General features: G+C 67.2%; 15 protein-coding genes and 1 pseudogene. 8 read left to right on the top strand and 8 right to left on the bottom strand.

The window, feature by feature from the left end:
• Positions 1–62: 62 nt before the first annotated feature.
• Positions 63–674 (top strand): DUF2306 domain-containing protein, encoded by a 612-nt coding sequence (locus tag ACORQU_RS01170; RefSeq protein WP_491642875.1) that lies wholly within the window; start codon positions 63–65, stop codon positions 672–674.
• A 90-nt stretch (positions 675–764) separates the two neighbouring features.
• Here the strand turns inward: ACORQU_RS01170 and ACORQU_RS01165 are convergent.
• Positions 765–2,000, bottom strand: a pseudogene (locus tag ACORQU_RS01165) (polyhydroxyalkanoate depolymerase); the annotation flags it as partial.
• Positions 2,001–2,103: 103 nt separating this feature from the next.
• Positions 2,104–2,697 carry a class I SAM-dependent DNA methyltransferase gene (locus tag ACORQU_RS01160; RefSeq protein WP_491642874.1) on the bottom strand — a complete coding sequence of 198 codons (594 nt, stop codon included), beginning with the start codon at positions 2,695–2,697 and terminating at the stop codon, positions 2,104–2,106.
• Positions 2,698–2,770: 73 nt separating this feature from the next.
• Here ACORQU_RS01160 and ACORQU_RS01155 point away from each other — a divergent pair, with 73 nt between their 5' ends.
• The gene (locus tag ACORQU_RS01155) at positions 2,771–3,223 is read left to right on the top strand and encodes a CopD family protein (RefSeq protein WP_491642873.1); all 453 of its coding nucleotides are present in this window, start codon (positions 2,771–2,773) and stop codon (positions 3,221–3,223) included.
• Positions 3,224–3,260: 37 nt separating this feature from the next.
• Here ACORQU_RS01155 and ACORQU_RS01150 read toward each other — a convergent pair whose 3' ends face one another.
• The gene (locus tag ACORQU_RS01150; protein WP_491642872.1) at positions 3,261–4,946 is read right to left on the bottom strand and encodes an alkaline phosphatase family protein; all 1,686 of its coding nucleotides are present in this window, start codon (positions 4,944–4,946) and stop codon (positions 3,261–3,263) included.
• Between the two features lie 191 nt (positions 4,947–5,137).
• Here ACORQU_RS01150 and ACORQU_RS01145 point away from each other — a divergent pair, with 191 nt between their 5' ends.
• Positions 5,138–6,460: a dicarboxylate/amino acid:cation symporter gene (locus ACORQU_RS01145; RefSeq protein ID WP_491642871.1), complete on the top strand. Its 1,323-nt coding sequence runs from the start codon at positions 5,138–5,140 to the stop codon at positions 6,458–6,460.
• Between the two features lie 34 nt (positions 6,461–6,494).
• Here ACORQU_RS01145 and ACORQU_RS01140 read toward each other — a convergent pair whose 3' ends face one another.
• Positions 6,495–6,899 (bottom strand): hypothetical protein, encoded by a 405-nt coding sequence (locus tag ACORQU_RS01140; protein WP_271645209.1) that lies wholly within the window; start codon positions 6,897–6,899, stop codon positions 6,495–6,497.
• A gap of 142 nt (positions 6,900–7,041) precedes the next feature.
• Between ACORQU_RS01140 and ACORQU_RS01135 the strand changes: the two genes are divergently transcribed.
• Positions 7,042–7,542, top strand: a complete 501-nt coding sequence (locus ACORQU_RS01135) for an acyl-CoA thioesterase (RefSeq protein WP_271645210.1) — start codon at positions 7,042–7,044, stop codon at positions 7,540–7,542.
• Between the two features lie 79 nt (positions 7,543–7,621).
• Here ACORQU_RS01135 and ACORQU_RS01130 read toward each other — a convergent pair whose 3' ends face one another.
• Positions 7,622–8,287: a C40 family peptidase gene (locus ACORQU_RS01130; RefSeq protein ID WP_491644891.1), complete on the bottom strand. Its 666-nt coding sequence runs from the start codon at positions 8,285–8,287 to the stop codon at positions 7,622–7,624.
• A 399-nt stretch (positions 8,288–8,686) separates the two neighbouring features.
• Positions 8,687–9,253, bottom strand: a complete 567-nt coding sequence (locus tag ACORQU_RS01125) for a C40 family peptidase (protein ID WP_491642870.1) — start codon at positions 9,251–9,253, stop codon at positions 8,687–8,689.
• Between the two features lie 68 nt (positions 9,254–9,321).
• Here ACORQU_RS01125 and ACORQU_RS01120 point away from each other — a divergent pair, with 68 nt between their 5' ends.
• From ACORQU_RS01120 to gorA, 3 genes are all read left to right on the top strand, one after another.
• Complete coding sequence (locus ACORQU_RS01120; RefSeq protein ID WP_271645211.1) at positions 9,322–9,801, top strand: FKBP-type peptidyl-prolyl cis-trans isomerase; 480 nt, start codon at positions 9,322–9,324, stop codon at positions 9,799–9,801.
• A 66-nt stretch (positions 9,802–9,867) separates the two neighbouring features.
• Entirely contained in the window at positions 9,868–11,139 is a 1,272-nt protein-coding gene (locus ACORQU_RS01115; RefSeq protein ID WP_491642869.1) for a DUF418 domain-containing protein, read from the top strand.
• Positions 11,140–11,214: 75 nt separating this feature from the next.
• A complete protein-coding gene (gorA, locus tag ACORQU_RS01110; RefSeq protein WP_491642868.1) occupies positions 11,215–12,576 on the top strand; it encodes a glutathione-disulfide reductase in 1,362 nt (453 codons plus the stop codon).
• 12 nt (positions 12,577–12,588) lie between these two features.
• Here gorA and ACORQU_RS01105 read toward each other — a convergent pair whose 3' ends face one another.
• On the bottom strand, positions 12,589–12,933 hold the full coding sequence (locus ACORQU_RS01105; RefSeq protein WP_491642867.1) for a LysR substrate-binding domain-containing protein: 345 nt from the start codon (positions 12,931–12,933) through the stop codon (positions 12,589–12,591).
• Here ACORQU_RS01105 and ACORQU_RS01100 point away from each other — a divergent pair.
• The gene (locus ACORQU_RS01100; RefSeq protein ID WP_491642866.1) at positions 12,924–13,307 is read left to right on the top strand and encodes an alpha/beta hydrolase; all 384 of its coding nucleotides are present in this window, start codon (positions 12,924–12,926) and stop codon (positions 13,305–13,307) included. The two genes, ACORQU_RS01105 and ACORQU_RS01100, sit on opposite strands and share 10 nt — an antisense overlap.
• Before the next feature lie 143 nt (positions 13,308–13,450).
• Here the strand turns inward: ACORQU_RS01100 and ACORQU_RS01095 are convergent, their stop codons facing one another.
• A complete protein-coding gene (locus ACORQU_RS01095) occupies positions 13,451–15,037 on the bottom strand; it encodes a DHA2 family efflux MFS transporter permease subunit (RefSeq protein ID WP_491642865.1) in 1,587 nt (528 codons plus the stop codon).
• Positions 15,038–15,041 lie beyond the last annotated feature (4 nt).

Genomic DNA, 15,041 nt, shown 5'->3' with positions numbered 1-15,041 from the left:
TGTTCACGGTCGTCCGCCGGCGTTCCCGGTGCAGGAATCAATTCAAGGGGATGGATCACGTGGTGAAAACCATCGGCAGAGTTGCGCTCTGTGTGCTGGCCTTGGGCGTCGCCGGTTACGCCACCCTTGCGTACGCCCTGTTGCCGCTGGGGGCGCTCGTCCATCCCGGCATGCGACTGACGTTTCATGCGCACCCGGTGGGGATCTATACCCACGTGTTCGCTTCGTCGCTCGCGCTGTTGACGGGTCCGCTCCAGTTTTCTTCTAGGTTTCGGCAGCGGCATTGGCGGGTGCATCGCTGGCTTGGTCGCGTGTACCTGGGAGTCGGCGTTGCGTTGGGCGGGTTGTCTGGCCTGTACATGGCAACGCTTGCTTTCGGCGGGCTCACGGCGAAGTTTGGATTCGCCGGCCTAGCGTCGATCTGGCTTTACACGGGACTGCGAGCATTCCGGGCCATCCGCGAAGGCGATGTGGCAGCGCATCGCAAGTGGGTGGTGCGCAACTTCGCGCTGACCTTCGCAGCCGTGACCCTGCGGATCTACCTGCCGCTGTCGATCGCCAGCGGCATTCCGTTCGAGACCTGCTATTCCGTGATCGCGTGGCTGTGCTGGATTCCGAACTTGCTCGTGGCCGAGGCGCTCTTCAACCGGAGATCCGGCCGGTCGCAGATGTGATCCGAGAAGTGAGCTCAGGGCGATGAGGCGTGAGCGAAGGCGTTGCTTCTTCACTCTCCTCACTCCTCTCCACTCACTCCTGCCTCACTTGTACTTGGCGAAGAACGCCTTGACGTCCGGATAGACCTCTTCGCGCCAGCGCCGACCGCTGAAGATGCCGTAATGGCCGGCCCCCTTCACCGTTAGATGCTTGCGCCGGGCCTTGGGGATGCCGGTGCACAGCGCGTGGGCCGCCTCGGTCTGGCCCAGACCGGCGATGTCGTCCAGTTCGCCTTCGATGCTCAGCAGTGCGGTGCGCTTGATCGCGCTGGGATCGACACGCTGCCCATCGATGATCCATTCGCCACGCGGCAGCAGGAACTCCTGGAACACCACGCGGATGGTGTCAAGGTAGAACTCGGCCGGCATGTCCAGCACGGCGTTGTATTCGTCGTAGAAACGCCGGTGCGCATCGGCGTCGTCCAGATCACCCTTGACCAGGTCGGCGTAGAAATCCCAGTGCGACATGAAGTGGCGATTGGGATTCATTGCAATGAAGCCAGCGTGCTGCAGGAACCCCGGGTAGACGGCGCGGCCGTGCCCCGGATAGTTCTGCGGCACGGTATGGATGACGTTGTTTTCGAACCACGACAGCGGGTTGCGCGTGGCCAGGTCGTTGACCTGGGTGGGGCTGACACGGGCATCGATCGGCCCGCCCATCATCACCAGCGAGCGCGGCGTGGCCTCGCCGGCTGCTGCCATCAGCGAGACCGCGGCCAGGACCGGCACGGTCGGCTGGCACACGCTCATCACGTGCAATTGCTCGGCGCCGATGTGGCGGATGAACTGCTGGATGTAGGCCACGTAGTCGTCCAGGCCAAAGCTGCCGGCGTCCTCGGGTACCAGGCGCGCATCGATCCATTCGGTCACATAGACCTTGTGGTCGCGCAGCAGGGTACGCACGGTGTCGCGCAGCAGGGTGGCGTGGTGACCGGACAGGGGCGCCACGACCAGCACGGTCGGCTGGACCTTGAGCTTTTCGATATACACCTGGTCGTCGGTGTAGCGCTTGAAGCGCAGCAGCCGACAGAACGGATTGGCGAGGACTTCCTGCTCGATGACCGGCACGTGCCGACCTTCGGCCTCGACCTCGGGGATGTCCCAGGCGGGCTTCTCATAGTCCTTGCCCAGCCGATGCATCAACTCGTTGTAGGCCGAGATGCGCTCGGCCCCGGGCAGGTTGGACAACCAACTGTTCGGATCGGAGAAGATGCGAGAGCTGGCATCGGCCAGGTGAACCCACGGGGCCATCCATTGCCGGCCCATCTCGTGCCACTGGTAAAGCATCATAATTATAGAAACCGTTACAGAACAGGCGGTTGGCGCGGCGCAGCATAACGGAGTTTGAATATTTTGACGTGAATTCGGCTTTCCGTTCGTCGGGGGCTTGTCAGGCCGTGGTTTCCAGTGCAGCGGCTTGCGGCGCCAGGTCAGGCCCCAGCCAGCAGTGCGAACCCGCCGGGCGCATCCCGACGCGGTCCAACTGGCGTCGGTACCAGGCCGCGGTACGCGCCTTGAAGTCGACGTGGTCGCCTTCGAAATCGTCCTGCGCGGTGAAGGTTTCCAGGAACGCGACCCCCCCGCACAACTCGGCCAGTCCGGGCAGGCCGCGCTTGAGTTCCGCATCGGGCACGTAGTGCAGCACGTCGGCGCAGACCAGCAGATCCACCGGCGCGCACGGGCGCAGCCACTGGAAATCGCCGAAGGCGGCCAGGTGCAGGTTGCGTCGCGCGCCATGGCGCCGCACCGCGTATTCGCTGCTGTCGAACCCGAGATACTGCGCCTTGGGTCGCAGCTTCAGCAGTGGCGCGCGCCAGGCCCCCTCGCCGCAGCCGATGTCCAGGACCGTACGCACCGGGCGCTCCAGCCAGTATTCGGCGCAGGCCACGGCCAGGGCGACCTTGCGCGCCAGTCGCGCGGGACCGCCGATGTCGCCGCGCCGGTACCACTGCTGGAAATACGCCTGATCGTACTGCTTGTCCAAGATGCGTCGCCGGGAAGGGATGGGCGACAATGATGGCCTTGTTGCCACGCCGCGCGCCACGGAGTCCGATTCGATGCAGGCCTATCTCTGGGTGAAGACCTTCCACCTGTTGTTCGTCATCGCGTGGATGGCGGCGGTGTTCTACCTGCCCCGCATCCTGGTCAACCTGGCCGAGAGCGCCGGCCAGACCGAGGTGCAGGCGCGCCTGCAGTTGATGGGGCGGCGGCTGTACCGCTTCGGCCATGCGATGTTCGGGCTGGCATTGGTCCTGGGCCTGGTGCTGTGGCTGGGCTATCACCTGATCCCGGACTTCCCGACCATGGTCGGTGGCCGCGGCGGCTGGCTGCACGCCAAGCTGGGCCTGGTGGTGCTGATCCTGGCGCACTACATCGTCACCGGCCGCTGGCTCAAGGGCGTGGCCAAGGGCAAGGCCCTGCCATCGGGCAAGGCGCTGCGCTGGTTCAACGAGGTGCCGGTGATCGCGCTGGTGGTGATCGTCTACCTGGTGCTGGCCAAGCCGTTCTGATCATCGGCGCCGGTGCTTGCGGCGCCGCGTCTGGTCCTCAGTCCTTTTCGAACGCCGCCGGCTGGGGCAGCTCCACAGGCACGCCGTCGGCGTTGCAGGTGCCGGCCTGGCACAGGCGCGCGCGCAGGCGCGGGGTGGCCTGCACGATCAGGTGATAGAGCGTGTTCTGCTCGATCGTGCCGTGCACGGCCAGGCTGCCCGGGCCGGTGGCCCAGATCCCGACGTCATCGCCGCCGTGGGTTTCGGACTTGGTCGGGACCATGGATTCCTGCAGGTAGTCCGGTGACTCGGTGTCCACATCGGTCAGGTCCGGGCGGCCGGCGGAGGGCTGCACGTCGGCCGGCTCGTGCAGGAAGGTCTTCGGACCGGCATGCTGGGTGTTGCTCTGTCCGGGATAGCCGGGTCCGTTGGCATAGCTGAGGGTGGTGTAGGGCAGTCCGGTCTGGTCGCGCGCCAGCTGACTGCGATCGCCATCCTCGCCGGAGATGCCGCGCACCTTGCCCAGGATCGGATTGCCGCGCACCGGATAGCCGACGAAGTTGAGCGAATGCGAGTGGTCGGCGGTGACGATGATCAGGGTGTCGGCCGGTGCGGTCTGCACGGCGGCGCGCACCGCATCGGACAGGGCAATGGTCTCGTCCAGGGCGCGGAAGGCGTTGCCGTAGTGGTTGGCGTGGTCGATGCGGCCGCCTTCGACCATCAGCACGAAGCCTTCCGGCTTGCGCGAGAGGGCGCGGATCGCGGTGGTGGTCAGTTCGGCCAGGTTGGGCTCGCCGCCCGGCGTGCGATTGCGATCGTGGTCGAACTGCATGTGGTCCGGTTCGAACAGGCCCAGCAGCGCCGGCGCGTCCTGGGCGGCCTCGAGCTGGCGGGTATTCCAGACGTAGGCGCCGCCGGGGTGGGCCTGCTTCCACTCGGCCACCAGGTCGCGTCCGTCCAGGCGCAGGCCGACCTTGTCGTCGTACTCCGGGTCGCGCTCGGTGGCCGGCTGGAATTCACTGCGTCCACCGCCCAGCGCGACGGTCGGGCCGTGGCCGAAGCGTGCGTCGCCCAGCAACTGCTGGGCGATGTCCTGGCAGCCGGCGGCGCGGGCTTCGGGGGTCAGGTCGGCGTCGCTTTCCCAGTTGCGCTCCGGACTATGCGCGTAGGTGGCGGCCGGGGTGGCGTGGGTCAGGCGCGCGGTGGTGACGATGCCGGTGGCCAGCCCGGCACTGTCGGCCAGCTCCATCCAGCTCAACAGATGCTTGGCCTGGCTGTCGGCGCAGTCGGTGCGCTGGCCGGCACTGACGCCGATGGCGCCCATGTGGGTCTTCACCCCGGTCATGATCGCGGTCATGGTCCCGGCCGAATCGGGCGTCTGCGAATCGACGTTGTAGGTCTTGCTCAGGGCGGTGGCCGGGAAGCTTTCCCAGCTCAGCGCGTTCTCCTCGCCGCTGCCGCCCTTGCGCTGGCCCTCCAGGATGCGCGCGGCGGCCACGGTGGTCAGGCTCATGCCATCGCCCAGGAACAGAATCACGTTGCGCGCCTGGCCGGCCATGGCGCCGTTGCCCGCCGCGCGCGCCGCGCCGCTGCGGTACCACCATTGCGGGGTCTCGCCCTGCGGGTGGGCGACCTGGGGAACGTCGATCGCCGCCACGGGCGTGGCCTTGGGCCCGGTTGCGGTAGCGCAGCCAGCGGCCAGGGTGGTGGAGAGGGCCAGGGCGAGGCAGCGGGGCACGCGCATGCAAGGGGATCCGGTCGAAAGGGGCAGCCGCCGAGTATGCCGAGCCCAGACAACAGCAACATGACGATCCCGACGGCGGTGCCAGGCGTCGATGTCCCGCTGCTGGCCCGCCGGGTTCCACGGCGGGCGTCGCCAGTGGCGGCTGGCTCGGCTATTGTCCGCGATCGATTCCCCGGGGCGAGACGCGCGCGATGAAACTGGTACAGGCATGGCTGAAGATCCCGTTCTGGCAGCGGGTGGTGGCCGGGTTCGTGCTCGGCGCGTTGGCGGGTTGGGCGTTCGGCCCCAACGCGGAAGTCTGGTTCGGGCCGCTGGGCGATCTGTACGTCACCTTGATCAAGATGATCGCGATCCCGCTGGTGTTCTTCGCGGTCATCAACGCGATCTCGGCACTGAGCGGACAGAAGTCCATCGCCGCCCTGGGCGCGCGCACCTTCGGTTGGTTCGTCGTCACCGCCTGTCTGGCGGTGGGCGTGGGCCTGCTGGTGGGCACGGTGATGCAACCGGGCAGCGGTGCGCTGAGCATCGGCATCGATTCGGCGTGGAAGCCGCGCGACGTGCCCAGCCCGATCAAGGTGCTGCTGGACGTGGTGCCCTCCAACCCGTTCTTCGCCCTGACCGGCATCGGCACCCGGACCAACGCGGCCGGTGAGACCGTGCTGGCCGCCGGGCGCGGCTCGATCCTGCCAGTGATCTTCTTCGCCGCCCTGCTGGGCTTTGCCATGGTCAAGTTGGGCGACCGGGTGGCCGAGGCGCGCAAGGTCACCGCGCAGATGAGCGAGATCATGATCCAGGTGACGCGCTTCGTGCTGGAAGTCACCCCGATCGGCACCTTCGGCCTGATCGCCGCGCTAGTGGGCGCCTACGGCTTCGAGAAGCTGCTGCCGCTGGGCAACTTCGTCATGGCCCTGTACATCGCCTGCCTTCTGCACATCGTGGTGGTCTACGGCGGGCTGCTGCTGCTGCACGGGCTCAACCCGCTGAAGTTCTTCCGCGGCGCGGCGCCAGGCATGCAGGTGGCCTTCGTCAGTTCGTCCAGCTTTGCCGCCATGCCGGTGGCGATCCGATCGATCACCCACAACCTGGGTGTCAACAAGGACTATGCGTCCTTTGCCGTGCCGCTGGGGGCCAGCATCAAGATGGACGGCTGCGGGGCGATCTACCCGGCGCTGTGTGCCTTGTTCATCAGCCAGTACACGGGCGTGCCCCTGACCGGCAACCAGTATTTCGTGGTCCTGATCGCCTCGGTGCTGGGCAGCTTCGGTACCGCCGGCGTGCCGGGCACCGCGGTGGTGATGGCCACGGTGGTGCTGACCGCCGCGGGCCTACCGCTGGAAACCATCGGCTATCTCTACGCCATCGACCGCGTGCTGGACATGATGCGCACGTTGACCAACGTCACCGGGCAGATGCTGGTGCCGACCCTGGTCGCCCGTGAGACCGGCCTGCTGGACAAGCAGGTCTACGAGGCGGCCTCGACCAATGTCGGGGTCGAGGAGGCGGTCGAGCGCTGATCCTCGCCGGTCGCCTGTTCGGGACGCGGCCCGCTCAGACTTCCAGGCGGGGGATCGCCAGGCGGATGCCTACCACCGCCAGCGGCATCGGCAGCAACAGGCAGCTCACCGTCAGCCAGGCCGGGAAGGGGATGAAGGCGGCCAGGCCGATCGCCGCAGCCATGACCGCGGCCCCGACGCTGAAGGCGGCCATTGCGCGGTGGATGCGCGAGACCGCCGCGGCCACCCAGCCACCGGCCAGGCCGGCCAATGCGCTGCCGCCGATCAGGCAGGCCAGCGCCTCGCGCGGCGCATCCAGCGCGTAGCGCGAGAGATTGAAGACCGAATAGAAATCCGGGCTCGCAGGCAGCCGGTACAGCAACACGTAGCCGTAGCACGCGCCTGCGAGCAGAAGGGCCGCCGTCAGCAGGCCGGCCGCGATCCCTGCCATGGTTCGCATCACACATTCATTCCATTGAGTGGGAAGCAGGAAGGATGGCGCGAAAGTCCGCGCGGCTGCAAGCCGCTATTCTGAGGTCCAGCGGCACATGCCGTCTCTTCCCTATCCGGACTGCGTGCCCGGCCATCACAGAGGAACCTGCATGCGCGGCGAACAGCGTGAACTGACGTTTCGATTCCTGGCCGAGCCCAAGGACGTCAACTATGGCGGCAAGGTCCACGGCGGCGTGGTGATGCGCTGGATCGACCAGGTCGGCTATGCCGCTGCAGTCGGCTGGAGCGGCCACTACAGCGTCACCGTGGCAGTGGGGGGCATCCGCTTCGTGGCGCCGATCCGGATTGGCGACCTGGTGACCGTCACCGCCAAGCTGGTCCATACCGGCACCAGCAGCATGCATTTTGCGGTGGACGTGCGCGCGCGTGACCTGGGGCTGGACGACGGGCAGTCGGCCAGCCGCCTGTGTACCCACTGCGTGATCGTGTTCGTGGCCATGGACCAGGCCGAGGGCAGGCCGACCGCCGTGCCATCGTGGACGCCGACCAGTGACGAGGACCATCGCCTGGCCGAATACGCGACCAAGGTGATGGAGCTGAGCAAGGGGATCGAGCAGACCGTCGCCGCCTTCCATGCCTCCTCGGCATGATCGAGGTGCCGTCGCGCGTCTGGGTACGAAAAAGCCGGCGCATGCGCCGGCTTTTTCATGCGATGAAGGAGGTGGCGACTTACATCGCGACCCGGCGCGCCTGGACGAAGCGGCTGGCCCAGTAGCCGGACGTCAGGCTGTCCACGCGCACGTCCTTGCCGGCGCTGGGCGAGTGCAGGAAGCGGCCTTCGCCCACGTAGATCCCGACGTGGTTGACGCGACCGCGACGGCCGAAGAACACCAGGTCGCCCTGACGCAGCTCATCGCGGCTCTTGATCAGTTCGGCGTTGTCATTGGCGGCCATATCGCGCGAGACGCGCGGCAGATCGATGCCCAGCGCGGTGCGGAAGACATAGCTGACCAGACCGCTGCAATCCAGCCCACTGTCCGGATCGCTGCCACCCCAGCGGTACGGGGTACCCAGCAGCGTCAGTGCGCGCTGCAGGACGCTCTGGACCTTGCCCACTTCGCTGTCGTGGGCGGCAGCCGCGCCGGTCAGGTTGTAATTGCTGAGCAGTCGGCTCAGGTCGCCGGCCAGCATGGCCGAGCGGTCCATGACCGGGACGGTATCGGTCGCGGCCAGTCGCGGCAGCAGGGCGGTGAGCGTGGCGGCGGCGGCCTCGGTGGCCTTGTCGCGCAGACTCGGGCTGCTGACGGTGGCGGCGACCGCCGTCGGGGCAACCGCCGCCGCTGGCGCGCTTGCGGCGGCGGCGAGCGCGACCGCCGGTGCGGCGCCGGCCTGGATCGGCTGGCCGGCCGGGGTGGAGGCCCGTTTCGCATCCGACAACACGGTCGGCACGCCCGTCGCCACGGTGGTGGCCACCGGGCTGGTCAGGATCACGGAGGAGGAGGAATCGTTCGCCGTGGGTGCTTCGGCTGCGGCCTGCGGGGCAGGGGCGGCTTCCTGCGCCATCACCGATCCGGATGCGCCCAGCAGGGCCAGGATCAGGAGGGAAAGCGGACCTCGACGGAGTCGACGGGTGGTGAGCGGCAGGCCTGTCGGCAGGTCGTCGATCGTCACGGGCAGGTGAAGGTTTCGCGGCGGAAACTGGAGTTTGCCGTTAGACCGGGGTGAAAATGTTCAAACTCCGTTATAAAAATGCGAATCTATAAGTGATTTCTGTCACATTTCTAGCCATCACGCCTAGTTAACAACGCGGCGCGCGCCGGTGTAGTGATCGCGCCAGTAGGGTCCATCGAGCAGATCCAGGCGGACGGTGCCGCCGGTACTCGGGGCATGCACGAACCGGCCTTCGCCCACATAGATGCCGACGTGGCTGACGTTTCCGCGACTGCCAAAGAAGACCAGGTCGGCCGGTGCCAGCCGGTCTTCGGCGATTTTGGGGCCCTGGACCTGGGCCAGCTCTCGGGACGTGCGCGGCAGGCGCAGGTCGAGCATCTGTCGGTAGACGTAGTTCACCAGGCCGCTGCAGTCGAAGCCGGACTCGGGCGTGTTGCCTCCATAGCGATACGGGGTGCCGACCAGCCCCAGGGCGCGCATCAGGACGTTGTTGACCGCGGCCGGATCGTTGACCTTGACGGTGGGCCAGGACTTGCCCGACGTGGATGGAGGAGGCTGGCGGACGACGGCGCGGTTGCCGCCGCACCCGGCCAGCAGCACGGCCAGGGCGATGGCGCCGGCCAGGGCCAATGGCATGGCTGGCAAGCGCCGGGGCGAGCCGGGATAATGGGCGGTCTTCATCGCGGCCATGTTGACCGCGCCTCCTGCGGCACACAAGCCGCTCCCCGCCGCGATCGCGGCCCATCCAAGAGTTTTCAATGAAAATCGCCAAAGACAGCGTCGTGCGTTTCCACTACACCGTTTCCGAGGTTGGCTCCGAGCCGCTGGAAAGCTCCAAGGACCGCGAGCCGCTGGCGATCCTCATTGGCCACGGCAACATCATCCCGGGCCTGGAGAACGCGATGATGGACAAGGAAGCCGGCGAGAGCTTCGGCGTGGATGTCGCCGCGGCGGAGGCCTACGGCGAGAAGCGCGACGGCCTGAGCCAGCGCGTGCCCAAGAAGCACTTCGGTGGGCAGAAGCTCAGCGTCGGCCAGCAGGTCGTCCTGCAGACCAACTTCGGACCGCGCGCGGTCACCATCCAGAAGGTGGGCATGAGCGTGGTCGACGTCGACCTCAACCATCCGATGGCGGGCAAGGACCTGCACTTCGACGTGGAGGTGGTGGAAGTGCGTGAGGCCTCGCCGGAGGAACTCGAGCACGGCCACGTTCACGGTGACGGTGGCCACCATCACTGATCCGCATCCCCGCGATGCACCTGGCGGCCCGCATCCTGCGGGCCGTCTTCGTTTGCGGGCCTGCCCATGAACATGCGCGCTGACAACACACGTCTCGCTGCGCCGCTGACCGCCCCTGCGCGCGTGCCGGCGATGGACGTGCTGCGCGGATTGGCCTTGCTGGGCATCCTGTTGATGAACCTGGAGGGGATGGCCGGGCCGCCCACCACGATGGCCAGCGGCATCGACCCGAGCCTGCATGGGCTGGACCGCTGGGTCGACGCGGCGATCTATGTTTTGGTGCAGGGCAAGTTCATCGCCTTGTTCTCGCTGTTGTTCGGCGCCGGGTTTGCAGTGATGCAGGCGCGCGCAGAACGCGAGGGGTGGGCATTGGGACCGGTGTGGCTGCGGCGCTGCGTCGGGCTGCTGGGGATCGGATTGGCCCATGCGCTGCTGGTGTGGTCCGGCGACATCCTGGTGACCTATGCGCTGTGCGGGTTCGCCCTGCTGGCCTTCGGCGAAGTGCTGGGCGGGCTGCTGGCCTGGATCGGCGTGTTGCTGTTTCTTGCGCCGGCGGGCCTGTCGCTGGCGGTGGGCATGGCCCATCCGTGGCTGTCGGGAGATCCGGCCTGGCAGCAGGCGGTGCAGGCCCAGGCCGCGCACGTGCAATCGCTCGCCGCCATGCAGGTCCAGGTCTATGCGCACGGTGGGTATCTGACTGCGGTCGCGCAGCGGTTACGAGACTTTGTCCAGGTCCTTCAGGCCCTGCCGCTCAATGGCTTGCAGGTGTTCGGCCTGTTCCTGGTCGGGGCCTGGTTGCACCGGGTGTTGGCGCGACCGGCCGACCATCGCCGCGCCCTGGCCTGGATGCGCTACGGCGCGCTGCCGCTGGGGCTGGCGATGATGGGGCTGTCGGTGATGCTCTCGCCGTGGCTGGATCCGGCGCGCACCGATCCGCGCCTGTGTCTGGCTGCGGCGCTGGCATCGGCGGCCGCGCTGCCCTGTTGCCTGGGCTATATCGGATGGTGCATGGCGGGGTTCGCCGTCCGCCCGACGCGTCTGGCGACATGGCTGGCCGCGGCGGGACGTCTGGCGCTGAGCAACTACCTGCTGCAGTCGCTGGTGTGTACCTGGGTGTTCTATGGGGCGGGCCTGGGGATGTTCGGCATGGCCCGTCGATGGCAGCTGCCGTTTGCGGTGGGCCTGTTTGGCATGCAACTGCTGGCGAGCCGCTGGTGGGCGCGACGTGGTTGGCCGGGGCCCGTGGAATGGCTCCTGCGTCGGCTCACCTACGGGGCCGCCGGGCTGCGTCAGGCCGGCTGGCCGGCACGCCGTGCGGACGCGCGGAAGACGCCTTGACGCGTCTTGCGGGAGAATCGACCGGCACCGGCGCCATCGCGCGGTGCGCCTTCCCCTGCATTGGAGTGGTTCGGCATGACGCAAGACGACACCTATGACCTGATCGTGATCGGAGGTGGCTCTGGCGGGCTGGCCGGTGCCTTCCGTGCCGCAGAATACGGCGCCAGCGTGGCGATCCTGGAGCCGGGCGAACTGGGGGGAACCTGCGTCAATGTCGGCTGTGTGCCGAAGAAGGCCATGTGGTTGGCCGCCGAAGTTGGCCGGCACATCGAGACGGCCGCCACCCTTGGATTCAAGGTCCAGTCCGGAGCCCTCGACTGGCAGGAGTTCATCGTCCATCGCCAGCGCTATATCGCCGGCATCCACGACAGCTATCGCCGGCGACTGGAGAAGTCAGGGATCATGCGCATCCCCGCGCGCGGCACGCTGGTGCCCGGTGGGGTGCACTGCGAGGACGGGCTGGACCTCAAGGGACGCCACGTGTTGATCGCGACAGGTGGCCGCCCGCACCGGCCGGCCATCCCCGGCGCGGAGCTGGGGATCGACTCCGATGGCTTCTTCAACCTGTGCGCGGCGCCGGAGCGCGTTGCGATCATCGGCGGTGGCTATGTCGCGGTGGAACTGGCCGGCGTGCTGCAGGCGCTGGGCAGTCAGGTGGAACTCTTCGTACGCGGGCCGTGCCTGCTGCAGAGCTTCGAGCGTGCCTTGAGCCTGCAGCTTGCCGAGAACCTGCGCCAGAGCGGCATCCGCTTGTTCTTCGAGACCGAGGTGACTGCGCTGGAGCGTGCGGGTGGCGATGCGGTCGATGTGGTGACTGGCACTGGCCGGATGCCGGCGCCCTATGACTGCGTCATCTTCGCGACCGGGCGGACGCCCAACACGGCGGGGCTGGGCCTGGAGCGGGTCGGGGTACGCACCGGACCGATGGGGCATGTGGAGGTCGATGCGCGCCAGGACACCAGTGTGCAGGGCATTCATGCCATCGGGGACGTCACCGCGCTGGGCGTGGACCTGACGCCGGTGGCGATCGCCGCTGCGCGCCGGCTGATGGATCGGCTCTTCGGCGGGCAGCCCGAAGCCCGGTTGGACTACGCCAACGTGCCGAGCGTGGTGTTCTCGCATCCGCCGATGGGTAGTGTCGGTCTGAGCGAAAAGGAAGCCAGAGCCGAGCACGGCGACGATGCGGTGCAGGTGTTTTCCACGACCTTCCGGCCGATGCTCTCGGCCCTGGCCGACGAGTCCCAGCACAGCCTGTTCAAGCTGGTCTGCGTCGGGCCGGAGCGGCGCGTGGTCGGTGTGCACCTGATGGGGGAGAGCGCCGACGAGATCCTGCAGGGTTTCGCCGTGGCGGTGAAATTGGGAGCCACCCTGGACGACCTGCACGACACGGTGGCCATCCATCCGACCAGCGCCGAGGAAATCGTGCTGCTGCGCTAGGCTGCCGCCGCGCTACGCTTCGGGGCGCTGCGCCAGCAGCCATCTCCTGAATGCCGACATCGCCGGGGTGACCGGACGGCTCTTCAGCATCGCCAGCCAGTACGCGCCGGTGCTGATGCCGACGGGAAATGGCTGGACCAGGCGCCCGCTGTCGATCTCACGCGCGAACATGCAGGGCGGCACCAGCGCAACGCCATGTCCGTCGATGGCCGCCAGCGCCATCAGGGTCGACGCGTCGAAAACGGGGCCGCGCGGCGAGACAGGGGCGCAACCGGCGGCCTGGAACCAGGCCGGCCAGTCCTGCGGCCGGTAGGAACGCAGCAGCGGCACGTCCTTCAGGTCCGCAGGTGTCCTCAACCGCGCAGACCAGCAATGTCTTCACGCCGAGCTATGCAGCCGTGGATGCGGCCGACAGGCTCAGCAGCCGTCCCGATTTTGCGATCGCGGCGTATCCGGGGCATCTGTGCCGCGACGGCAGGTTCGCTCCTGGCTTTAAGGTCACCGCGCGCACCACGCCGACCTTCCTGGTGCAGGACTGGGATGATCCGGTCGACGACATCTGCAACAGCACCCTCTATGCGCGCGCGCTGGATCAGGCCGGCGTGCCGGCCGAAGTCCACCTGTTCGCCAAAGGCGGCCATGCCTTTGGCCTGCGTCCCTCCGGACATCCGGTCGTCAAGGTGTGGCCGCAGCTGGTGGAGCACTGGCTGAAGGAGATCGGGATCCTGTGAGCGCAAGGCGGGACGCCTGACTCGGCAATCAGGAACCCGTCCTTCCCAGCTTCACGGAAACGAACACGGGGGATCTTGTCCGTGACTTCAACGACACAGGGCCGCATCGCTGCGGCCCTGTATCGTCGGGTGCTTTTGCGTGCTCAGTGGCCGCCGGCCGCCGCGCCGCCACCGGCCTTGGACGCGAACGGAGGCTTGGCCAGCCAGACGAACACGATGATGCCCAGGAAGATCCAGCCCAGCAGGTGGAAGACCTCGTTGAAGCCAATCTGCGCGGCCTGCTGGCTGATCATCTGGTTCAGCGCGACCGCGCCGGTCTGCAAATCCCCGTGGCCGAGACGGCTGACGGTTTGCTGCATGCCAGGGTCGTAGGCGTTGATGCTTTCGGTCAACTCGGCATGGTGGATGGTGATGCGCCGGTTCCAGATCCATGTGGTCAGCGAAGCGGCGAAGCTGCCGCCCAAGGTGCGCACGAAGGTCGCAAGGCCAGAACCGGCCGCGATTTCGTGCGGCTCCAGGTCCGACAGCAGGATGGTCAGCACCGGCATGAAGAACAATGCCACGCCCAGGCCTTGCATCAGCTGCACCTCGGCCACCCGCCCAAAGTTGACGTCCAGGTTGAAGCCAGAACGCAGGAAGCTGGTGGAGGCCATGACGAAGAAGGCAAAGCTGGCCAGGATGCGCAGATCGAAGCGTGGGGCGTACTTGCCTACGAAGGGCGTCAGCAGCACGGGCAGGATGCCCAGTGGCGCCGACGCAAACCCCGCCCAGAGCGCCGTATAGCCCAGGTTGCGCTGCAGCCACAGCGGCACCAGCAGGCCGATGGCGAAGAACGCCGCGTAGCCGAACACCATCGCCAGCGTGCCGGCGGTGAAGTTGCGGTGGCGGAACAGGCGCAGGTTGACGATCGGATCCTTCTCGGTCATCTCCCAGATCACGAATACGATCAGCGAGATCACCGCCACGATGGTCAGCCACACGATCTTGGTCGAGTTGAACCAGTCTTCGTCGTTGCCCAAGTCCAGCATGATCTGCAGCGCGCCCACACCCAGGATCAGCGTGGCCAGGCCCATGTAGTCCATCTTGGGCTTTTCCAGGCGCTCGGGGCGACCCTTGAGCTGGCGTCCGACGACCACGCTGGCGAAGATGCCGATGGGAATGTTGATGAAGAAGATCCATTCCCAGCTGTAGTTGTCGGTGATCCAGCCGCCCAGGATCGGACCGGCGATCGGTGCCACCACCGTCACCATCGCCAGCAGGGCGATGGCTTGCCCGCGTTTTTGCGGTGGATAGATGGAGATCAGCAGCGCCTGGGTCACCGGATACATCGGCCCGGCGACAAAACCTTGCACCGCGCGCGCCACAACCAGCAGTCCCATGGAGTTGGCGATGCCGCACAGGAACGAGGCGATCACGAAGGCCAGCGTGGCCCAGGTGAACAGCTTCACTTCACCGAAGCGGCGGGTCATGAAGCCGGTCAGCGGCAGAGCGATCGCATTGCTCACCGCGAACGAGGTGATCACCCAGGTAGCCTGGTTGGCGCTGGCGCCCAGGTTGCCCGAGATCGTGGGCAGGGACACGTTGGCGATGGTGGTGTCGAGCACCTGCATGAACGAGGCAAGCGCCAGGCCGATCGTGGCCAGCACCATGTTCGGCGGGCGGAACGGTGCGGCCGCCGCCGGCTTGGGGGCGGCCGGTGGGCCGCCCGCGTCTTCGGCGATGGTGGACATCAGC

The sequence above is a fragment of the Pseudoxanthomonas sp. JC1303 genome, from assembly GCF_058448525.1.
The sequence above is the reverse complement of the archived record's forward strand: the minus strand, read 5'-3'. Positions and strand labels throughout refer to the sequence as shown.